Source organism: Mesorhizobium sp. EU05-FHT14A09 (assembly GCF_058790995.1).
Window position 1 is genome coordinate 14,033 of the sequence record NZ_JBYTDF010000015.1, and the last position, 15,844, is coordinate 29,876.

At 63.5% G+C, this 15,844-nt stretch carries 15 protein-coding genes; 3 read left to right on the top strand and 12 right to left on the bottom strand.

Translation table 11 applies throughout. From position 1 onward, the window contains the following. Positions 1-56: 56 nt before the first annotated feature. The 10 genes from urtE to AC3WTO_RS29875 all read right to left on the bottom strand — a co-directional run bounded on the left by urtE (position 57) and on the right by AC3WTO_RS29875 (position 10,781). Complete coding sequence (gene urtE / locus AC3WTO_RS29830; RefSeq protein WP_492464787.1) at positions 57-752, bottom strand: urea ABC transporter ATP-binding subunit UrtE; 696 nt, start codon at positions 750-752, stop codon at positions 57-59. Further along, positions 745-1,503: an urea ABC transporter ATP-binding protein UrtD gene (gene urtD / locus AC3WTO_RS29835; protein WP_492464786.1), complete on the bottom strand. Its 759-nt coding sequence runs from the start codon at positions 1,501-1,503 to the stop codon at positions 745-747. Before urtD ends, urtE begins: the two co-directional genes overlap by 8 nt. Continuing rightward, positions 1,500-2,732 carry an urea ABC transporter permease subunit UrtC gene (urtC, locus tag AC3WTO_RS29840; RefSeq protein WP_492464785.1) on the bottom strand — a complete coding sequence of 411 codons (1,233 nt, stop codon included), beginning with the start codon at positions 2,730-2,732 and terminating at the stop codon, positions 1,500-1,502. Before urtC ends, urtD begins: the two co-directional genes overlap by 4 nt. Positions 2,733-2,766: 34 nt before the next feature. Beyond that, positions 2,767-3,636, bottom strand: coding sequence for an urea ABC transporter permease subunit UrtB (urtB, locus tag AC3WTO_RS29845; RefSeq protein ID WP_144377591.1), 870 nt, complete (start codon positions 3,634-3,636; stop codon positions 2,767-2,769). Between the two features lie 121 nt (positions 3,637-3,757). After that, positions 3,758-5,005 (bottom strand): transporter substrate-binding domain-containing protein, encoded by a 1,248-nt coding sequence (locus tag AC3WTO_RS29850; RefSeq protein ID WP_492464784.1) that lies wholly within the window; start codon positions 5,003-5,005, stop codon positions 3,758-3,760. Between the two features lie 233 nt (positions 5,006-5,238). Beyond that, complete coding sequence (locus AC3WTO_RS29855; protein ID WP_492464783.1) at positions 5,239-5,904, bottom strand: ANTAR domain-containing response regulator; 666 nt, start codon at positions 5,902-5,904, stop codon at positions 5,239-5,241. 23 nt (positions 5,905-5,927) lie between these two features. After that, complete coding sequence (locus AC3WTO_RS29860) at positions 5,928-7,088, bottom strand: transporter substrate-binding domain-containing protein (RefSeq protein WP_492464802.1); 1,161 nt, start codon at positions 7,086-7,088, stop codon at positions 5,928-5,930. Positions 7,089-7,177: 89 nt separating this feature from the next. Then, on the bottom strand, positions 7,178-8,194 hold the full coding sequence (locus AC3WTO_RS29865; RefSeq protein WP_492464782.1) for an alpha/beta fold hydrolase: 1,017 nt from the start codon (positions 8,192-8,194) through the stop codon (positions 7,178-7,180). 64 nt (positions 8,195-8,258) lie between these two features. Next, the gene (locus AC3WTO_RS29870) at positions 8,259-9,572 is read right to left on the bottom strand and encodes a purine-cytosine permease family protein (protein WP_492464781.1); all 1,314 of its coding nucleotides are present in this window, start codon (positions 9,570-9,572) and stop codon (positions 8,259-8,261) included. Positions 9,573-9,989: 417 nt separating this feature from the next. Then, complete coding sequence (locus AC3WTO_RS29875; protein ID WP_492464780.1) at positions 9,990-10,781, bottom strand: DJ-1/PfpI family protein; 792 nt, start codon at positions 10,779-10,781, stop codon at positions 9,990-9,992. A 219-nt stretch (positions 10,782-11,000) separates the two neighbouring features. Between AC3WTO_RS29875 and AC3WTO_RS29880 the strand changes: the two genes are divergently transcribed. Beyond that, positions 11,001-11,960 carry a GlxA family transcriptional regulator gene (locus tag AC3WTO_RS29880; RefSeq protein ID WP_492464779.1) on the top strand — a complete coding sequence of 320 codons (960 nt, stop codon included), beginning with the start codon at positions 11,001-11,003 and terminating at the stop codon, positions 11,958-11,960. A 41-nt stretch (positions 11,961-12,001) separates the two neighbouring features. Here AC3WTO_RS29880 and AC3WTO_RS29885 read toward each other — a convergent pair whose 3' ends face one another. Both AC3WTO_RS29885 and AC3WTO_RS29890 read right to left on the bottom strand, forming a co-directional pair. Next, positions 12,002-13,195 carry a GGDEF domain-containing protein gene (locus AC3WTO_RS29885; RefSeq protein WP_492464778.1) on the bottom strand — a complete coding sequence of 398 codons (1,194 nt, stop codon included), beginning with the start codon at positions 13,193-13,195 and terminating at the stop codon, positions 12,002-12,004. A 133-nt stretch (positions 13,196-13,328) separates the two neighbouring features. Continuing rightward, complete coding sequence (locus AC3WTO_RS29890) at positions 13,329-14,495, bottom strand: MFS transporter (RefSeq protein ID WP_492464777.1); 1,167 nt, start codon at positions 14,493-14,495, stop codon at positions 13,329-13,331. Positions 14,496-14,608: 113 nt separating this feature from the next. Between AC3WTO_RS29890 and AC3WTO_RS29895 the strand changes: the two genes are divergently transcribed. Together AC3WTO_RS29895 and AC3WTO_RS29900 are read left to right on the top strand one after the other, a co-directional pair. Beyond that, the gene (locus AC3WTO_RS29895) at positions 14,609-14,878 is read left to right on the top strand and encodes a hypothetical protein (RefSeq protein WP_492464776.1); all 270 of its coding nucleotides are present in this window, start codon (positions 14,609-14,611) and stop codon (positions 14,876-14,878) included. Between the two features lie 60 nt (positions 14,879-14,938). Then, positions 14,939-15,832 carry a DMT family transporter gene (locus tag AC3WTO_RS29900; RefSeq protein ID WP_492464775.1) on the top strand — a complete coding sequence of 298 codons (894 nt, stop codon included), beginning with the start codon at positions 14,939-14,941 and terminating at the stop codon, positions 15,830-15,832. Positions 15,833-15,844: the final 12 nt, after the last annotated feature.

Sequence of the window (15,844 nt, forward strand, 5' to 3'; positions counted from 1 at the left end):
CTGTGGTTGCTGAACGCTTTGTTGGGGCCTGATCTTTCGGGATCGTGCTCCGGCGCCTAGACGACGAGATGCTTGTGGATGAGGTCGTCGCTTAGCTCTTGAATGGCGCCGCCGACGGCGACGCTGCCGCGATTGAGGATCGCGAAGTGTTTCGAGGCGCGGCGGGCAAAAGCGATGTTCTGCTCGACCAGCACGATGGTCAGGCCCTGCTTGCGGTTGAGGTCGATCAGCACATCCTCGATCTGCTCGACGATGTTGGGCTGGATGCCTTCGGTCGGTTCGTCGAGCAGCATCACCTTCGGTTCCGACAACAGCGCCCGGGCGATCGCCAGTTGCTGCTGCTGACCACCGGACAGATTGCCGCCGCGGCGATTGAGGAATTCCTTGAGGATGGGGAACAGGTCGAGTACCCACTCGGCGATGCGGCCGCCACCGCCTTTTGCCGCAAAGGTGCCGACCATCAGGTTCTCGCGCACGGTGAAGCCGGGCAGGATGCCGCGCCCCTGCGGCACGTAACCGAGGCCGGCCAGCGCACGCTCATGCGTCGGCCTTGCCACCAGTTCCTCGCCATCGAGCTTGATCGAGCCGGCGGTGCGGCTCATCAGGCCGAGCATGGTGCGCAGCAGCGTGGTCTTGCCGACGCCATTGCGGCCGAGTACGGAGAAGAAGTCGCCGTTCTCCACCGTCATCGACACCGATTGGAGGGCGCGGCTGCGGCCGTAGAAGCCGTCGACATTGGCAAGCTCAAGCATGGCCGATTCCTCCGGAACCGAGATAGGCGTCGCGCACCGCCTGGTTGCTTTCGATGTCGGCGATGCTGCCTTCGGCGAGCAGCTTGCCCTGGTGCATCACCGAGATGGTCTGGGCGATGTCGCGCACGAAACCCATGTCGTGTTCGACGACGATCAGCGTGTGGCGCCCGCCGAGCCGGTTGAAGAGCTGCGCCGTCTTCTTGGTCTCCTGCGCCGTCATGCCGGCGGTGGGCTCGTCCATCAGGATCAGTGACGGGTCCTGCGCCAGGATCAGCGCGATCTCCAGCCATTGCGTCTGCCCGTGCGAAAGATGCGCGGCTGGCGTGTCGAGCTCGTCCTCCAGCCCGACCAGTTCAGCGAGCCGCTCGATATCCTGGGTGTCACCGCCCTGGCCGAAGGTCATCAGATTGGCGAGTACGCCGGGATGCCTGGAATGGCCGATGTGCAGATTGTCGCGCACGCTGAGCGCCCGGAACACGCTGGGCACCTGGAACTTGCGGCCAATGCCGGCGCGCGCGATGGCGTGTTCACTGAGCCGGTGGATGGGCTTGCCCTTGAACACGATCTCGCCGCCCGACAGCCGGGTCTTGCCGCAGATCAGGTCGAGCGCGGTGGTCTTGCCGGCGCCGTTGGGGCCGATCAGGCAGCGCAGTTCGCCGGCGCGGACCGAGAGGCAGAGATCCGACACGGCCCGGAAGCCGCTGAAGGACACGCTGGCATTGTCGACGATAAGCTGGTTTTCGCTGGTCATCGCGTGCTCTCGATCTGACGGCCGTTGGGCAGGGCTTCGGTGTGTGGCACCGGTTTTGCTGCTGGCGCAGGCCGCCGCCGTTCGAAGCGCCTGGCGAGGCTGGCGAAGGCACCGGCGATGCCTTGCGGCAGGAACAGCACGACGAGCACGAACAGCAGGCCCATGATCAGGGTCCAGGTGTCGAGGAAGGTTTCCGATTCCGACAGCGCGCCCTGCACACCGGTGACGATGAGGGCGCCGAGCATGGCGCCGAGCAGGCTCTGGCGGCCGCCGACCGCAACCCAGATGACGACCGAAAGCGAGAGCGGCACGCCAAGGAAGGTCGGCGAGGCGAACTCCATGACGATGGTGTAGAGCATGCCGGCAAGGCCAGCGATCGCCGCCGAAACCGAGAAGATGAAGATCTTGTAGAGCGCGACGTCGTAGCCGAAGAAGCGGACACGGTCCTCTTCGTCCCGGATCGCCTGCACGATCAGCCCCGCCTTGCTCTTGGTGATGGCGAGCGCCAGGAACAGCGCAACGGTCAGGCAGATCGCAACGAGGTAATAGCTCGATGAACCATAGGCGTCGAAGGTGATGCCGGCGATGTCGAACTGGCCGAGATCGGTGATGCCGTTGAAGCCGCCGGTGTATGCCTGCTGGTCGATGATGACCAACTGCACCACCACCATGGCGGCGAGGGTGATGATGGCGGCGTAGACGCCGGTCACCCTGCCCTTGAAGACGAACCAGCCGAGCAAAGCGGCGACACCGGCGGGAAGCAGGATGCCGGCCAGTACGCCGAACAGCGGCGAATAGAATGGCGTCCAGAACCAGGGCAGTTCGGTGACATTGTTCCAGACCATGAAGTCTGGCAGACCGTCGGCGCCGGTGTGCACCGGAACGGTCTTCAGCTTCAGCATCATCGCCATGCAGTAGGAGCCGATGCCGAAGGTCATCGCCTGGCCGAGGTTCAGGATGCCACCATAACCCCAGGACAGGCTGAGCGAGACGGCCAGCATGCCGAAGACGAGGTAGCGGGCATACTTGTTGAGCAGGAAGGCGTCCTGGAGGAACACCGGCACCAGCAGGATGGCCAGGCATACCGCCGCGTAGAGCGCGATTTCGGTCTTCGTTCTGGCAAGAGCGTTTCCGTTTTTCACGGAAACGCGGAAACGCTCCAGCTCTTTGTTTTCACGCAATTCCGGACGGAAAGCCGCTACGCCCTTTTCCTGGATTTGCTCTGGCACTCTGTTGTTTCCCTGGCTGGACATGATCGTCGCTTCAGGCGCGCACGCGGGCGGTGAACAGGCCCTGCGGCCGGAAGCGGATGAGAACGACGATGGCGAGCAGCACCAGCGCCTTGGCGATCGTGTCGTTGGAATAAAAGGCGAGGTAACCCGACAGTTCGCCGAGGATGCCGGAGCTGGCCAGCGTGCCCATCAGGCTCTGCGTGCCGCCGAGCACCACCACCATGAAGGCGTCGACGACATAGGTGGTACCCATCTCCGGCGACACGCTCTTGAGCGGCGACACCAGCGCGCCGGCAAGGCCGGCCATGCCGGCTCCATAGGCAAAGGTGCTGCGATAGATGCGACCGGCATTGATGCCGAAGGAGGACGCGACCGCCCGGTTCTGGGTGATGGCGCGCAGCTTCAGACCGAAACTGGTGTAGCGGTAGATGCCCCAGGTCAGCGCGAACAGGCCGAGCGACAGGAACAGGATGAACAGGCGATAGGCGGAGTCGGTCGCGCCAAGGATGTTGACGCTCTGCGACAGCGATTCCGGCATCTGCACATAGCGCAGTTCGCCGCCGGCGGTCAGGCGGATCGCCTGCTGCGCCATGACGCCGATGCCCCAGGTGGCGAGGATCGTATCGAGCGGCCGGTCATAGAGATGGCGGATGACCAGCGCCTCGATGAGCCAGCCGAACAAGGCGAGCAGCAGGAAAATCGGCACCAGGCTTGCCAGCAGGCCGAGCCCGAACTGCGTCTGCAGGAACCAGGCCGCGTAGGCGCCGAGCATGACGAACTCGCCATGGGCCAGGTTGATGACGCCGGTGACGCCGTAGATGATGGCGAGGCCGAGCGCGACCAGCAGCAGGATGGAGCCGATGCTCAGGCCCGTCATGATCTGGGAGACGAAGATTTCCATGTCGCCGCTTCTTCCGGGAAAGAGGGGACGGTGGCGGTGCGAAGCCCGCCACCGATTGTTTCAAGCTGCGCATCGCGTTTTCCGAAAATCGGAACCGATTTTCGGGCCGACGCGCGCGCGCTCAGCTCTGCTTGAGGCCTTCGGCCGTGCAATGCTGGTTGGGATAGGCCTTGTAAGGCGAAGGTTCGAGCCAGTTGGCCGACTGCTTCAGGATCTTGAACTGGCCATCGGCCTGGCACTGGCCGATCTTCGGCCACAGCCAGCTGTGCAGGTTCTCCGGCTCGATGCGCACCTTGCCCTGCGGGACGACAAGTTCCTGGCCCTTCACCGCTTCGCGGATGGCCGTGGGCGAGATGTCGGAGCCGGCCAGTTTCTCGACCGCCTGCTTGAACAGGTAGATCTGGAAATAGGACGGTTCGGACACGAAGTGGGTGACCTTGTCGCCGCCCCAGCGCTTCTTGTAGGCGTCGACGAATTTGTGGTTCTCGGGCGAGTCCCACACCATGAAGTAAGGCGCGGAGGTGAAGTGTCCGGCGGCCGCCTCGCCGCCCATCGCCGCCACTTCGTTTTCGGAAGTGGTGAGGCTGGCCATCGGCATCTTCTCGGGATCGAGGCCGGCGGCATGGTACTGGCGGTGCAGCGCCACGACGGAATCGCCGACCACGGTGGAGAAGATGACGTTCGGCTTCTCGGCCTTCAGCTTGTTGATGACGGACGAGAATTCGGAATGGCCGAGCGGCACGTATTCCTCGGCCACCACCTCGGCGCCGAGCTCAGCCAACAGCTTCTTGCAGTAGTTGTTCTCTTCCTTCGGATAGATGTAGTTCGAGCCGATCAGGTACCAGCGCTTGCCGAACTTCTCGACCAGCCATGGCACGAAATCATCCTGCTGCTGGTTCGGCACGGCGCCGGTGTAGATGACGTTCTTCGAGCATTCGCGGCCCTCATAGAGGGTCGGGTACCAGTAGAGATTGTTCTGCTTCTCGAACACCGGCAGCACCGCTTTGCGGCTGGCCGAGGTGTAGGAGCCGAACACCGAAACGCATTTGTCGGACAGCACCAGCTTGCGGGCCTTCTCGGCGAAGGTCGCCGGGTCGGAAGCCGGATCCTCGACCACCGGCACGAGCTTCCTGCCGTTGATGCCGCCGGCGGCATTGATCTCTTCGATCGCCATGATCGTCGCCTTGTTGAGCGACTCCTCGATGATGGCGGTGGTACCAGTGAGCGAGAACAGTACACCCACCTTGATCTCGCCGTCGGCGGCATAGGCCATCGACGAATTCTTGCTCCAGATATGCGGGAAACCGACGAGGGACACGGTGCCGAAAGCGGCAGTGGCCTTCAGAAAACTGCGACGATTGCTTTTCACCTTCTTCTCCCCTGAAAACAAAAAAGGCCCCGAAGCGAGCTGCCGAAGCAGACCGTTTCGAGGCCGTATTGCCCTGTTGTTTTTCGCGGCAGCGACGCCGCTGCGAACCCTTCATGGGCTCGCTAGAGTAAGGTCGTACGCAACAAAAAACCCCACGTCCCGCTTCCGCGAAAGGCGTGAGGTTCCGTTACCTTTATTTCGCCGACAGCGTCGTTGCTGCCGATACTCGAACGCTAGCCAAGAAGTTCGTAGGAGTCAATGATGGCGCTGGCCACCGCGCCGATCGTCACGCGCCGCTCCATCGCCTGGCGCCTGAGATAGTTGTAAGCCTCTTCTTCGCTGACATTCTTTAGCCGCATAAGCAATGATTTCGCCCGCTCGACGCTGCGCATGGTGCGCAGGCTCTCATCGAGTTTTTCGATGCGTCCCCGCAGCCGACGTTCATAGAGGAAATGGCCGCGGGCCAACGCCAGGGTCGACTGCACCGAGCGCGACGTCACCGGATAGTGCAGCACGCCGTGGGCCGCGCAATTGTGCAGCAGATTGAGATCGAGCATGCCGGCTCCGGGATCGATGACCACCAGGGCCGAGGCCGGCTCTCCCGGTATCCAGGGCAGGCGCTGCGGCAGGTCGGGCGAAAGCACGCAGAAGACGACGTCGTACTGCGCCGGTATCTGCGAAGGCATCGGCCATTCGTGGTGCACGTCGCAACGCAGGCGCTGCAGTTCGCGGATCAGCCGCTCGCCGTCGTCATTGCGGTCGACAATGACGGCGACCTTGAGGTTCCAGAACGAGCGCGACGACGGTGGGCCGGATGGCGCATCGCGGCCACCTTCTTTCTTGGCGCCCGCACCCTGTCGATCGCGGGTGAATCTTGCGATGTCGATGGTTTCCTGCACTGTCTGTTCCTCCCCGCCGCTGCCTATGCGAGCTCGAGATTTTTCTGGCCAAGGCTGCGCCCATAACCCAGCAGATAGGGGTCGGAGAGAACGCAGGATGGCGATTCATAAACAAGGTCGAACTGGCCTTGCCGGTTGGCGCGGCCGATGCGCGTCCACAGGTCGGCGTGACCCCAGATCGGATTGATGGCGACATCACCCTGCGGCGCCTCGAACTCCGATCCCATCACCGAAGCCCGCAGGATCTCGGTGTCCATCGAGTTGGTCTGCTCCAGCGTCTTGGCGAAGGCGTTGACTTGGAAATAGGAAGCCTCCAGGCACATGTTGGTCGGCTCGTCATCGCCGTAGCGTTTCTTGTAGTCGCGCACGAAGGATGAGTTGCGCTCGTTGCCGACGCCCTGGAAATAGGGTGCCGCGGTGATATGGCCCTCGCCGACATCGTAGCCCATGGCGCGGATCTCGGCTTCCGTCGTGGTCAGGCTGGCGATCGGCATGACCTTCGGGTCGAGCCCGAGATCGGCATAAGCCTGGTAGAGATAGACCGTGCCGTCGCCGACGACGGTGGAGAAGATGACGTCTGGCTGCGCGCGCTTGACGTCGCGCATCACCGGCAGGAACTCCTCCCGCGAAGCGCCCATGCGCACATAAGATTCACCGACCACCGTACCACCGCTGTTGCGGATCAGCTCGCGCATGATGCGGTTGGATTCGCGCGGATAGATGTAGTCGGCGCCGATGAAATAGAAGCGCGTGCCGTAGCGCTCCATCAGGATACGGCAGAGCTCGACGCTGTTCTGGTTCGGCGTCGCCCCGGTGTAGATGACGTTGGGCGAGAACTCGAAACCCTCATAGAGCGTCGGATACCAGAGCAGCCCGTTCAGCCTTTCGACCACCGGCAGCACCGCCTTGCGGCTGGATGAGGTGTAGCAGCCGAAGATGGTCGAAACGCCATCCTCGACCATCAGCTTCTTGGCATAGCGGCCGAAGGCGCTGGCCTCGGAACCGGGGTCGTAGACGACCGGCTCGAGCGGGCGGCCGTTGACGCCGCCGGCGTCGTTGATTTCTTCGATCGCCGTCAGCGTGCCACGCAGCTGCGTCTCCTCGATCACGGCCATGAAGCCGGTTCGCGAGAAGAGGACGCCAACGCGCCACGGCTCGGAGGTATTGCTTGATCTCGTCAATATACGCTCCCACGATTCCCCAGTGCCGCTTGGTTCTTTTTTTGCTGTATGCCGCGGCCGGCCGCGCAGCTTGAGGCCGGCCGCGTTGCGGGTCAACTGGCCAGAAGTTCCTTCAGCTTGCCGTCGAGGAATTTGACGTCGTTCGGGCTGGTTCCAGGCCCGCCGGCGAAATGCCCCCAGACAGACTCGAACGGCAGGAATTTTGCGTTCGGCATGTTGGCTACCTCGAATTCGCTGTCTTCCGGCGGGAAGTAGAGGTCGGTGCGGCCAGGCATGACGAAGGCCTTGGCCTTGATGGCCTTGAGCGCCTTCTTGAAATCGCCCTTGTAGAGATCGTTGTCGCTGATGTCGCCGTTCTGCCAGGTCCACAGCATGGTCAGAAGGTTGTTGGCATCCTTGGGCAGGAAGAAACCCTCCCAGAAGGAGACCAGGAAATCTTCCAGCGAGGAATGGCCGAGCGCCTTGAGGTCGAGTTCCTGGCGATAGAAGGCCTGCGAGAAGCCCCAGCCGGCATAGACGCGGGCCATGGCGCGCAGGCCCTTCTCCGGCTTGTTGTCGTACCAGCCGTTGTTCCAGGCGGAGTCGGCGGTGAGTGCTGCCTTGACGCCTTCGAGGAACACGAAATTGTGGCGCGAGCATTTGGCGGAGCCGCAGAATGGCGCGATGCGCTCGACCATGTCGGGGTACATTGCACCCCAATGGAAGGTCTGCAGCGCACCCATCGACCAGCCGACGACAAGCTTCAGTTTCTTGACGCCGAATTTCTCGCTGACCAGCTGGTGCTGGGCGCGGACGTTGTCATAGGCCGTCACCTGCGGGAAGCGCGATTTGTTGTAGGGTTCCGGCGTGTTGCTGGGGGAAGACGATAGCCCGTTGCCGAACATGTTCGGGATGATGATGAAATATTTGGCCGGATCGAGCGTCATGCCCTTGCCGATCAGCCATTCATTGTCGACGTGCTGGCCGGAATACCAGGTCGGGAACACGATGACATTGTCCTTCTTGGCATTCAGCTTACCGAAGGTCTTGTAGGCCAGCTTGGCGTCGCGCAGCGTCGCCCCGCGTTGCAGGATGAAGTCGCCCAGCGAATAGATCTCATAGTCAGGCATCAGGCAGTTTCCTTTACTTTCAAACGTTGAGACGAGGCCCGGCGACCGGGCCTCGTCCGGAACATCATGCGGTTGCCCGCTCCGGCGATCCGCGTAGCGAGAGCGCGGCATAGGCAATGCCGCCGGCGAGCGCCGCGCTGATGGCGGTCGAGAAATGCGGCAGGTAGAATTCGACCACGACGGCGACCGCCGAGCCGATGATCCAGGCGATGAAGGCGGTCGGACGCCAGTCGCGATCGATCTCGGCATTCTTGCGTGCGACATACTGGTCGACCAGGATGATCGCGCCGATCGGCGGAACCAGGATGCCGAGCAGCGACAACCACTGGATGAAGAAGGCCCAGACATTGCCTGCGGCGACCGCGATGCCGATGGCGCCGAGGATGACGGCCATCACCCGCATGCGGGTGCCGAAGATGCGTGACCAGCCGGTAGCGGCGTTGTAGAGGCAGTGCGCGCAGACCGAACCCAGATTGAGATAGAGGAAGACGAAGGCGAGTGCGCTGAGGAAGGCCACCTGCTTGCCGTTGATGTAGCCGAACATGTTGTCGGCGCCGAACGGATTGGCGTTCGGAACGGCAAGGGCCGCCGTCATGATGCCGCCGACCAGCATGGCGATCAGGTTGGCGAACGGAAAGGCGCTGAAGGTCGCGATCAGCGACGCCCTGCCATCCTTGGCCCAGCGGTTGAAGTCTGCGCTCACAGTGCCGGCGTCGATGAAGAGCGCGATGACGACAGTAAGCCCCACGCCCATGGACATGGTCGCCGCGCCATTGTTGCCTGGATAAGCGAGGATCGCCTGCCAGCTGGTGGCGGAAGCGGCGTCGAACACCACCCAGCCGCCGAGGATGACGAAGAGCGGTACCGAAACCAGCCCGATCAGATGCAGGCCGTGCACGCCGACGAAGGTGATGCCGATGTAGAGCAGCCCGGCGACGATGGTCATCGCCACATAGTTCAGATCATAGGCCGAGCTGATCAGCGCGCCTGTGATGCCGGTCTGCACGGCGTACCAGCCGAGCAGCAGCGTCGACAGCAGGCCGGAGGCGAAGACATAGCCCTTGCGGCCGAACACGATCGAGGCCAGCAGCGCGAAGTTCATGCCGCGATTGGTGCCCAGAAGTCCCAGCGCGCCGACATAGGCGAACATGATGAGGTTGCCGATCACCATCGCCCACAAAGCGCTGGTGAAGCCCATGCCGAGCACCAGGATCGAGCCGGTCATGGCGCCGGTGATGATCATCGGAAAGCCGATCCAGACCGTCGTTACCGAAAAGGTCGAGCGCCGCGCGGCCATCGGCACGGGCTGATGTTCGTATTCTTCTCCCAGTATGTGATCGACGCTATCGAGCGTCTCGATCTCCGTCTTGTTGTTCATGCCACCCTCCCAGGGGTCAATCGCGTTGCGTGTGCGGCTGTCGTCGCGATTGGACGTCCTTGTCCTCACCCGCTTTTCCCCGGTGGAAGCGCATTCAGGCCATGGTCAGAAAGGCGCGCGGCGTGAACCACTGGCGGTTCGCCGGCGCAAGCCCCTTGTCATAGCCGTCCGGCGCCGGTTCCCCATCGGCATCTCGGTCGGTATCGCCAAAACGACAAAGGCCTCCCGATGGCTTCGTTTCCGAAGTCAAAGGGAGGCCTTCTTGCCTTGATCTGATTGGGTGGCCCCGTTGCCACCTGCCTGCTTAACAGGCGAAACAAACGTTAGACGGGCATCGAAACACTGTCAATACGACGTTTCGGAGTTCAAAACGACGCCTGGCGGCAAGCTTCCGTGGCGCTCGGTACCTTGACACCGCTACAGTTGCAGGCGCTTGCGCGCCTGCGCCACCGCCTTGTCGAGAGGTCCGAGGCTCGGCTTGAGGAGATCCGAAACCTGCTCTGTGATTTCAGTGCCGGCGCTGGCAGGCGTGCCCGCGTCGTAGGGAGGTTCCGGCGCATATTCCAGGATCAGCTGGATCGATTTCGCCCATTCCTCGTCACGGACGAGCGCGGCGACGACGAGGCCGAAATCGAGCCCGGCGGTGACGCCACCGGCGGTGATGCGGTTGCGGTCGCGCACCACCCGCCCATCCTCGAGAATAGCGCCGAGCTGCGGCAGCACATGCCGGGACTGCCAATGGCCGGTGGCGCGATAGCCGTTGAGAAGCCCGGCCGCGCCAAGCAGCAGCGAACCGGTGCACGCGCTGGTGACGAAACGTGCCGCAGCGCCGGTCTTTTCGACGAAGGCGATCACCTCGGGATCCTGCATGCAGGCGACCGTACCTCTGATGCCGCCCGGGATGTAAAGCACGTCGGGCGCGGCATGCGCCTCGGCCAAGGTCGCGGTCGGGTGGATGTCGACGCCGACATCGGTCGACACCGGATTGCGGTCCTTCCAGACGAGTTGCACATCGCCCATGGTGAGCTGGAAGGCGGTCAGCGCCGGGACGAGGTCGAGCAACACCATATCGGGATGCACCAGCATCACGAATTTCGGCTTCGGCGCCTTCGGGTCGAACTTGATGCGGGCTTGTGCCTCGGGCACCCGCAAGGCCGGCATGGCAAGTGCCGTCAGGGCCAGCATCTGCAACACGTCACGTCTTTGCATCGTCGTCGTCCTTTGGTCACAGCGTCGTCACGAGGCGCCTGGCTTTTGCGTCGCGCCATTGTGCTCACCACCTCTCCCTCGTCGAGCGAGGGAGAGGTGATTGCCCCGCAAACCGGAACTGGGGGTAGTGCTCCGGGTCGCCGGCGGTATTTGCTGGAGACGTCTCTATCCGACCATGCTATTTGGCAGGATGACAACTAAGCTTCACTTCCTGCCAAAATGCCAAAAACCATCCTGTTCCTCGCTTTTGACGGCATGACCGATCTCGATCTCGTCGGTCCGATGCAGGTTTTTTCGACCGCATCGAGCGCGACCGAACAAAACGGCGGCCAGCCGATCTATGCGATCGTGGTGGCATCGATCGCTGGCGGCATGGTGCGCACGCGCTCGGGCCTGACGATCGGCACCCTGCGGCTTGCCGAGGTCGACATGTGTGCCGTCGACACCATCATCGTGCCGGGCGGCCGTTCCAGCCTGGAGGACGATGCGGAGCGGCCGCTTGTCGACTGGCTGAGGCAGAATGCCGGCCGGGCGCGGCGCATCTGTTCGATCTGCGTCGGCGCCTTCCTGCTGGCTGCTGCCGGGTTGCTGGCCGGACGCAAGGCCACCACGCATTGGCGCGCCACGGAACTGCTGCAGGCGCGTTACCCTTCCACCACTGTCGTGCCGGAACTGATCTACCAGCAGGACGGGCCGGTGTGGACGTCGGCCGGGGTCAGCGCCGGCATCGATCTCGCCTTGCATCTGGTCGAGCAGGATCACGGCCGCGGCCTTGCCATGATGGTGGCAAAGGCGCTGGTGGTGTTCCTGCGCCGGCCGGGAGGACAGAAGCAGTTCAGTTCGACGCTGGCCCTGCAGAGCAACGAGGCTTTCTCGCAGCTGATCGCCTGGGCGGCGGACAATCTCGCCGAAGACCTGTCGGTCGAAGCGCTGGCCGAGCGCGCCGCGATGAGCCCGCGCAGCTTTGCCCGCAAATTCCACGCCGCGGTCGGCCAGACGCCGGCGGCAGCCATGGAAGCACTGCGGCTCGAAGCCGCCAAACGCATGCTGGAAGACAGCAGCCAGCCGATGAAGAGCATCGCCGCAAGCAGCGGCTTCGGCGACCTGCAGGGACTGCGCCGCGCCTTCACACGCGCGCTCGGCATCACGCCCAGCGAATACCGCGAGCGCTTTGGGTAGCGTCGTTTCCTTTTCTGCTTAAAGGAAAGGGGAACTGCCCCTTACGAAACCACCAGCTTGAGGTGGCTCTGCCCGGCTGGTCTGCGGTTCTTCATGCCGGAAATGGCGTAGCCGTCGCGGCCGGCCGCCTTGGCCCGATAAAGCGCCTCGTCGGCCTTGGCGGTAAGGTCGACAGCAGCGACATAGATGTCCGGCGTCCACTCGGCGATGCCGACGCTGATGGTGAAACGTTCTTCATCCTCTGTCCTGCCGCTGCCTTCACGCACCGTGGCGACGAGAACGGAAGCGACCTTCTCTGCCTGGCGCGCGGTGGTTTCCGGCAAGATGATAGCGAACTCGTCGCCGCCAAGTCGGAATACGGTATCGCTGCCGCGCACCATCGCCCTGGCGATCTCGGCGAACTGGCGCAGGACGCGGTCGCCGAAGGCATGGCCGTGCGTGTCGTTGAAGCTCTTGAAGTGGTCGATATCGACCAGCATCAGCGAGAAATGGCGACCGGTGCGGCGCGTGCGCTTGTCTTCTGCTTCCAGCAGGGCCAGGAAATGGCGGCGATTGGGAATGCCGGTGAGGTCGTCGGTCTGGGCAAGCTCGGCAAGCTCCTCGCGCAGCCTTCCGATCGACATCACCGTGAAGCCAAAGTTCCATACCACGCCGGAGAAGATGACACAGAGCAGCGCGTTGGATTCCACCATGGTGTAGAAATCCTGGTCGACGCGGCCCAGCATCAGCCCCACGTTCAAGCCACTTTCGATGAGATGGCCGAGGATGCCGACGATCATGGCAGTGGCCGCGATCATCGCGCCGAGATCCTTGCGATGCCAGCGCAGCAGGTACCAGGCGGCGAGCACCAGCGGCACCGACTGGCCACCAGCATAGACGAGATTGCGACCCTGCAGGCTGCCGAAGAGGAGGAGCAGCAGGAACAAGCTGCCGGCAGTGATGACAATGCTCGCCTTCAGCCCACCGGGCTGGCCATAGAAGACGCGCACGCCGATCCAGAACATGCAGAAGCCGAAGATGACGAAGCCGTTGCCGACCACGGCCGGCACATAGCTGCCCTCATTGCCCTGCAGCGCCAGCACGCAGCCGCCGATGGTGGACAGCACGCAGCCGGCCAACCACACGCGTGCCGCCGCGAAATTGCGGTAGCGGTAAGCGATCGCGCCCCAGATGACCGCCACCGTCAGCGAGTTGAGCAGGATGACGATGTAAAGGGTCAGGAAGTCGAGTTTCATCACAATGTCCCGGGCGAAGCCCCCTCCTACGGGTTCGCCACTTGCCCAGACGTTAATATAAAAGGTGCGTTTTGCGTCAACTGTTACAAAAAGCCGACGGCGATGATGACCTCGGGCAATTCCCGCAAAATGCTCAGACCGCCGGCTGTGTGGCCCGTATCGCCGTAGCGCCAGAGCGCATGGCGACAAAGGCGGCGGCCACAGCGCCGGCCGCCAGCACCCCGCCCAGCCAGGGCAGGCTCTGCAACGGCAGCCAGGCCAGCGCGAGACCGCCGAGGGCCGTGCCGAGGCCGACACCGACATGCATGGCCGACAGGTTGAGGCCGACGCCGGCATCCGCCGTCTGTGGTCCGGCCGCAATGAGGAAACTCTGAACCACCGGCGAGATCATCCAGCTGATCATCGCCCAGGCCATCATGACGACAATGAACAGCCCGGGCACCCTTGCCGCCAGAGGTATGGCGAGCAGCACGACCAGATAGGCGGCCGGCGTCGCCACGATGGCGAAACGCGGACCGGCGACATCGGCCAGCCAGCCGCCGCAATAACCACCGCATACGCCGGCGACACCGAAGGCGAGGAAGACCAGCGCGACAGTACCCGTTTTTATCCCGACCACCTCGGTGAGGTAGGGCGCCAGATAGGCGAACAGCATGAAATGGCCACCGATCATCAGGATGGAAACAAGCTGCCCGGCAACCAGCGGCAGCGAGCGCAGATGCTGCACATAGCCCGACGCGGCCGGGCGGCCACGCCCCGCCGTCGGCAGTGTGCGCAGGCAGATCAGCAACACGGCCACGGCAAGCAGGGCAAGTGCTGCAAAAACCGCGCGCCAGCCGAAATAACCACCGATCAGCATCCCCACCGGCACGCCGAGCACCATGGAACCGCTGATGCCCATGAAGATGATGCCGATTGCCCTGCCGCGCTTGGCCGGCCCGGCCAGTTCCGTCGCCAGCATAGTTGCGACCAGGCAGGCAACGGCGCTGGCCGCAGCCATGCCGATCCGGGCTATGAACAGCACGGCATAGCTGGAGCTTGCCGCCGCAAGCAGGTTGCTGGCGATGAACAGCTGCAGCGCGAGACCCAGCATGGTCTTGCGTTCCAGCCGTGTGGCGAGGGACAGGGCAAGCGGGGCCGTCAGCGCAAAGGTGAGCGAGAAGACAGCCGTCAGTTGGCCTGCAAGCCCGATCGGGATATCAAGGCCTGAAGCGACATCCGGCAGGATACCGATGACGATGTTTTCCGCAGTGCCGGTGGCGAAGGTCGCCAAAGCCAGGAAGAAGATCCGAAAGTTCACGTGTCCGTCCCGTCGCGCGTTTCGCCGCAACGGAGGAGCCCCCGATACGGCGTTGTGTTGCGTATCGGGTTTCGAGGCTGTGCTTCGGTTATCCCACGAGCCTGGGTCCTAACATGCGCGGATCCGAGGGAAAAGGCGGCCGACCGGTCGCGACGATGGCGGCGCCGCTGCAAGCCATCCTCGAGGCCGAACTCGCCCGCGGCAACAGGATCGTCGAGATCGGCGGCTGGCCGCCGCGTTGCCGGTTGCTGATCATGCTGGCGCAACAGTTCCACACCAGCTACCCGCTTGCGGACGGTGTCGAATTCCGCGAGATCGACGACCCGCATTACTGGAAAGCCGAATATGTGCTTGCCGACGAATGCCTGGCCTGCCGTTTCTAGGCGCTTTCGACGGCAAGGGCCGGCCAGGCATCCAGACTGAATCCGATCGACCGAGGACCGATGCCTATCCACGAACTCGCAGCACTTGGCGCCGCAACCTGCTGGGCGCTGACCGGCATCATCTCGGCCGGACCGGCCGGCCATCTCGGCGCACCGGCGTTCAATCGCCTGCGCCAGATCTTCGTCACCGCCATGCTGGCGCTTTATGTGCTGGCGACCGGCTCATGGCGCGAGCTCGAGACGGCCAATGTGCTGCCGCTTGTCGCCTCCGGCTTCATCGGCATCTTCATCGGCGACACGTTGCTGTTCGCCACGCTGAACCGCGTCGGCCCACGCCGTTCCGGTATCCTGTTCGCACTCAACGCCCCGATCGCGGCGATCCTCGGCTGGCTGCTGCTCGGCGAGACGTTGTCCGTGAAGGCGCTCGCCGGCATGGCGCTGGTCGTCGCCGGCGTGCTGCTGGCCATCCTATTCGGGAAGCGCCGCGCGCAGCTGCATCAATGGGAGACAGTGAAAGGTCCGCTGTGGATCGGCGTGGCGCTCGGGCTGGGTGCCGCGACCGGGCAGGCGATCGGTTCCATCATCGCACGGCCGGTGATGGAAACCGGCATCGACCCCTTTGTCGCTTCGATGCTCAGGGTCGGCATCGCGGCCGCTTTCCTCACCGTCATGATCCAGCTGCCCATTCCAGCGCTGAAGCCCAAGAACCCGCTGACCTTGAAGGTAGCGGCTCTGACTGCGCTGACCGGCATCCTGGCGCTGGCGATCGGCATGACACTGCTGTTGTTCGCCCTTTCCGGCGGCAAGGTCGGCATCGTCTCGACGCTGTCGGCAACCTCGCCCGTCATCATCCTGCCGCTGCTGTGGCTGCGCACCGGCGAACGGCCGGCGGCCGGTGCCTGGGCAGGTGCCGCGCTGGTGGTGGCCGGCATGGGCCTGATCTTCATGGCGTGAGGCCGCACCCGG

What these genes read in the sequence shown, in the direction of transcription:
- AC3WTO_RS29900 (WP_492464775.1), top strand. Translation starts at nt 14,939, where the DNA reads ATGCCTATCCACGAACTCGCAGCACTTGGCGCCGCAACCTGCTGGGCG.
- AC3WTO_RS29895 (WP_492464776.1), top strand. Translation starts at nt 14,609, where the DNA reads ATGCGCGGATCCGAGGGAAAAGGCGGCCGACCGGTCGCGACGATGGCG.
- AC3WTO_RS29885 (WP_492464778.1), bottom strand. Translation starts at nt 13,195, where the DNA reads ATGAAACTCGACTTCCTGACCCTTTACATCGTCATCCTGCTCAACTCG.
- AC3WTO_RS29870 (WP_492464781.1), bottom strand. Translation starts at nt 9,572, where the DNA reads ATGAACAACAAGACGGAGATCGAGACGCTCGATAGCGTCGATCACATA.
- urtD (WP_492464786.1), bottom strand. Translation starts at nt 1,503, where the DNA reads ATGACCAGCGAAAACCAGCTTATCGTCGACAATGCCAGCGTGTCCTTC.
- urtB (WP_144377591.1), bottom strand. Translation starts at nt 3,636, where the DNA reads ATGGAAATCTTCGTCTCCCAGATCATGACGGGCCTGAGCATCGGCTCC.
- urtE (WP_492464787.1), bottom strand. Translation starts at nt 752, where the DNA reads ATGCTTGAGCTTGCCAATGTCGACGGCTTCTACGGCCGCAGCCGCGCC.
- AC3WTO_RS29865 (WP_492464782.1), bottom strand. Translation starts at nt 8,194, where the DNA reads ATGCCTGACTATGAGATCTATTCGCTGGGCGACTTCATCCTGCAACGC.
- AC3WTO_RS29880 (WP_492464779.1), top strand. Translation starts at nt 11,001, where the DNA reads ATGCCAAAAACCATCCTGTTCCTCGCTTTTGACGGCATGACCGATCTC.
- AC3WTO_RS29875 (WP_492464780.1), bottom strand. Translation starts at nt 10,781, where the DNA reads ATGCAAAGACGTGACGTGTTGCAGATGCTGGCCCTGACGGCACTTGCC.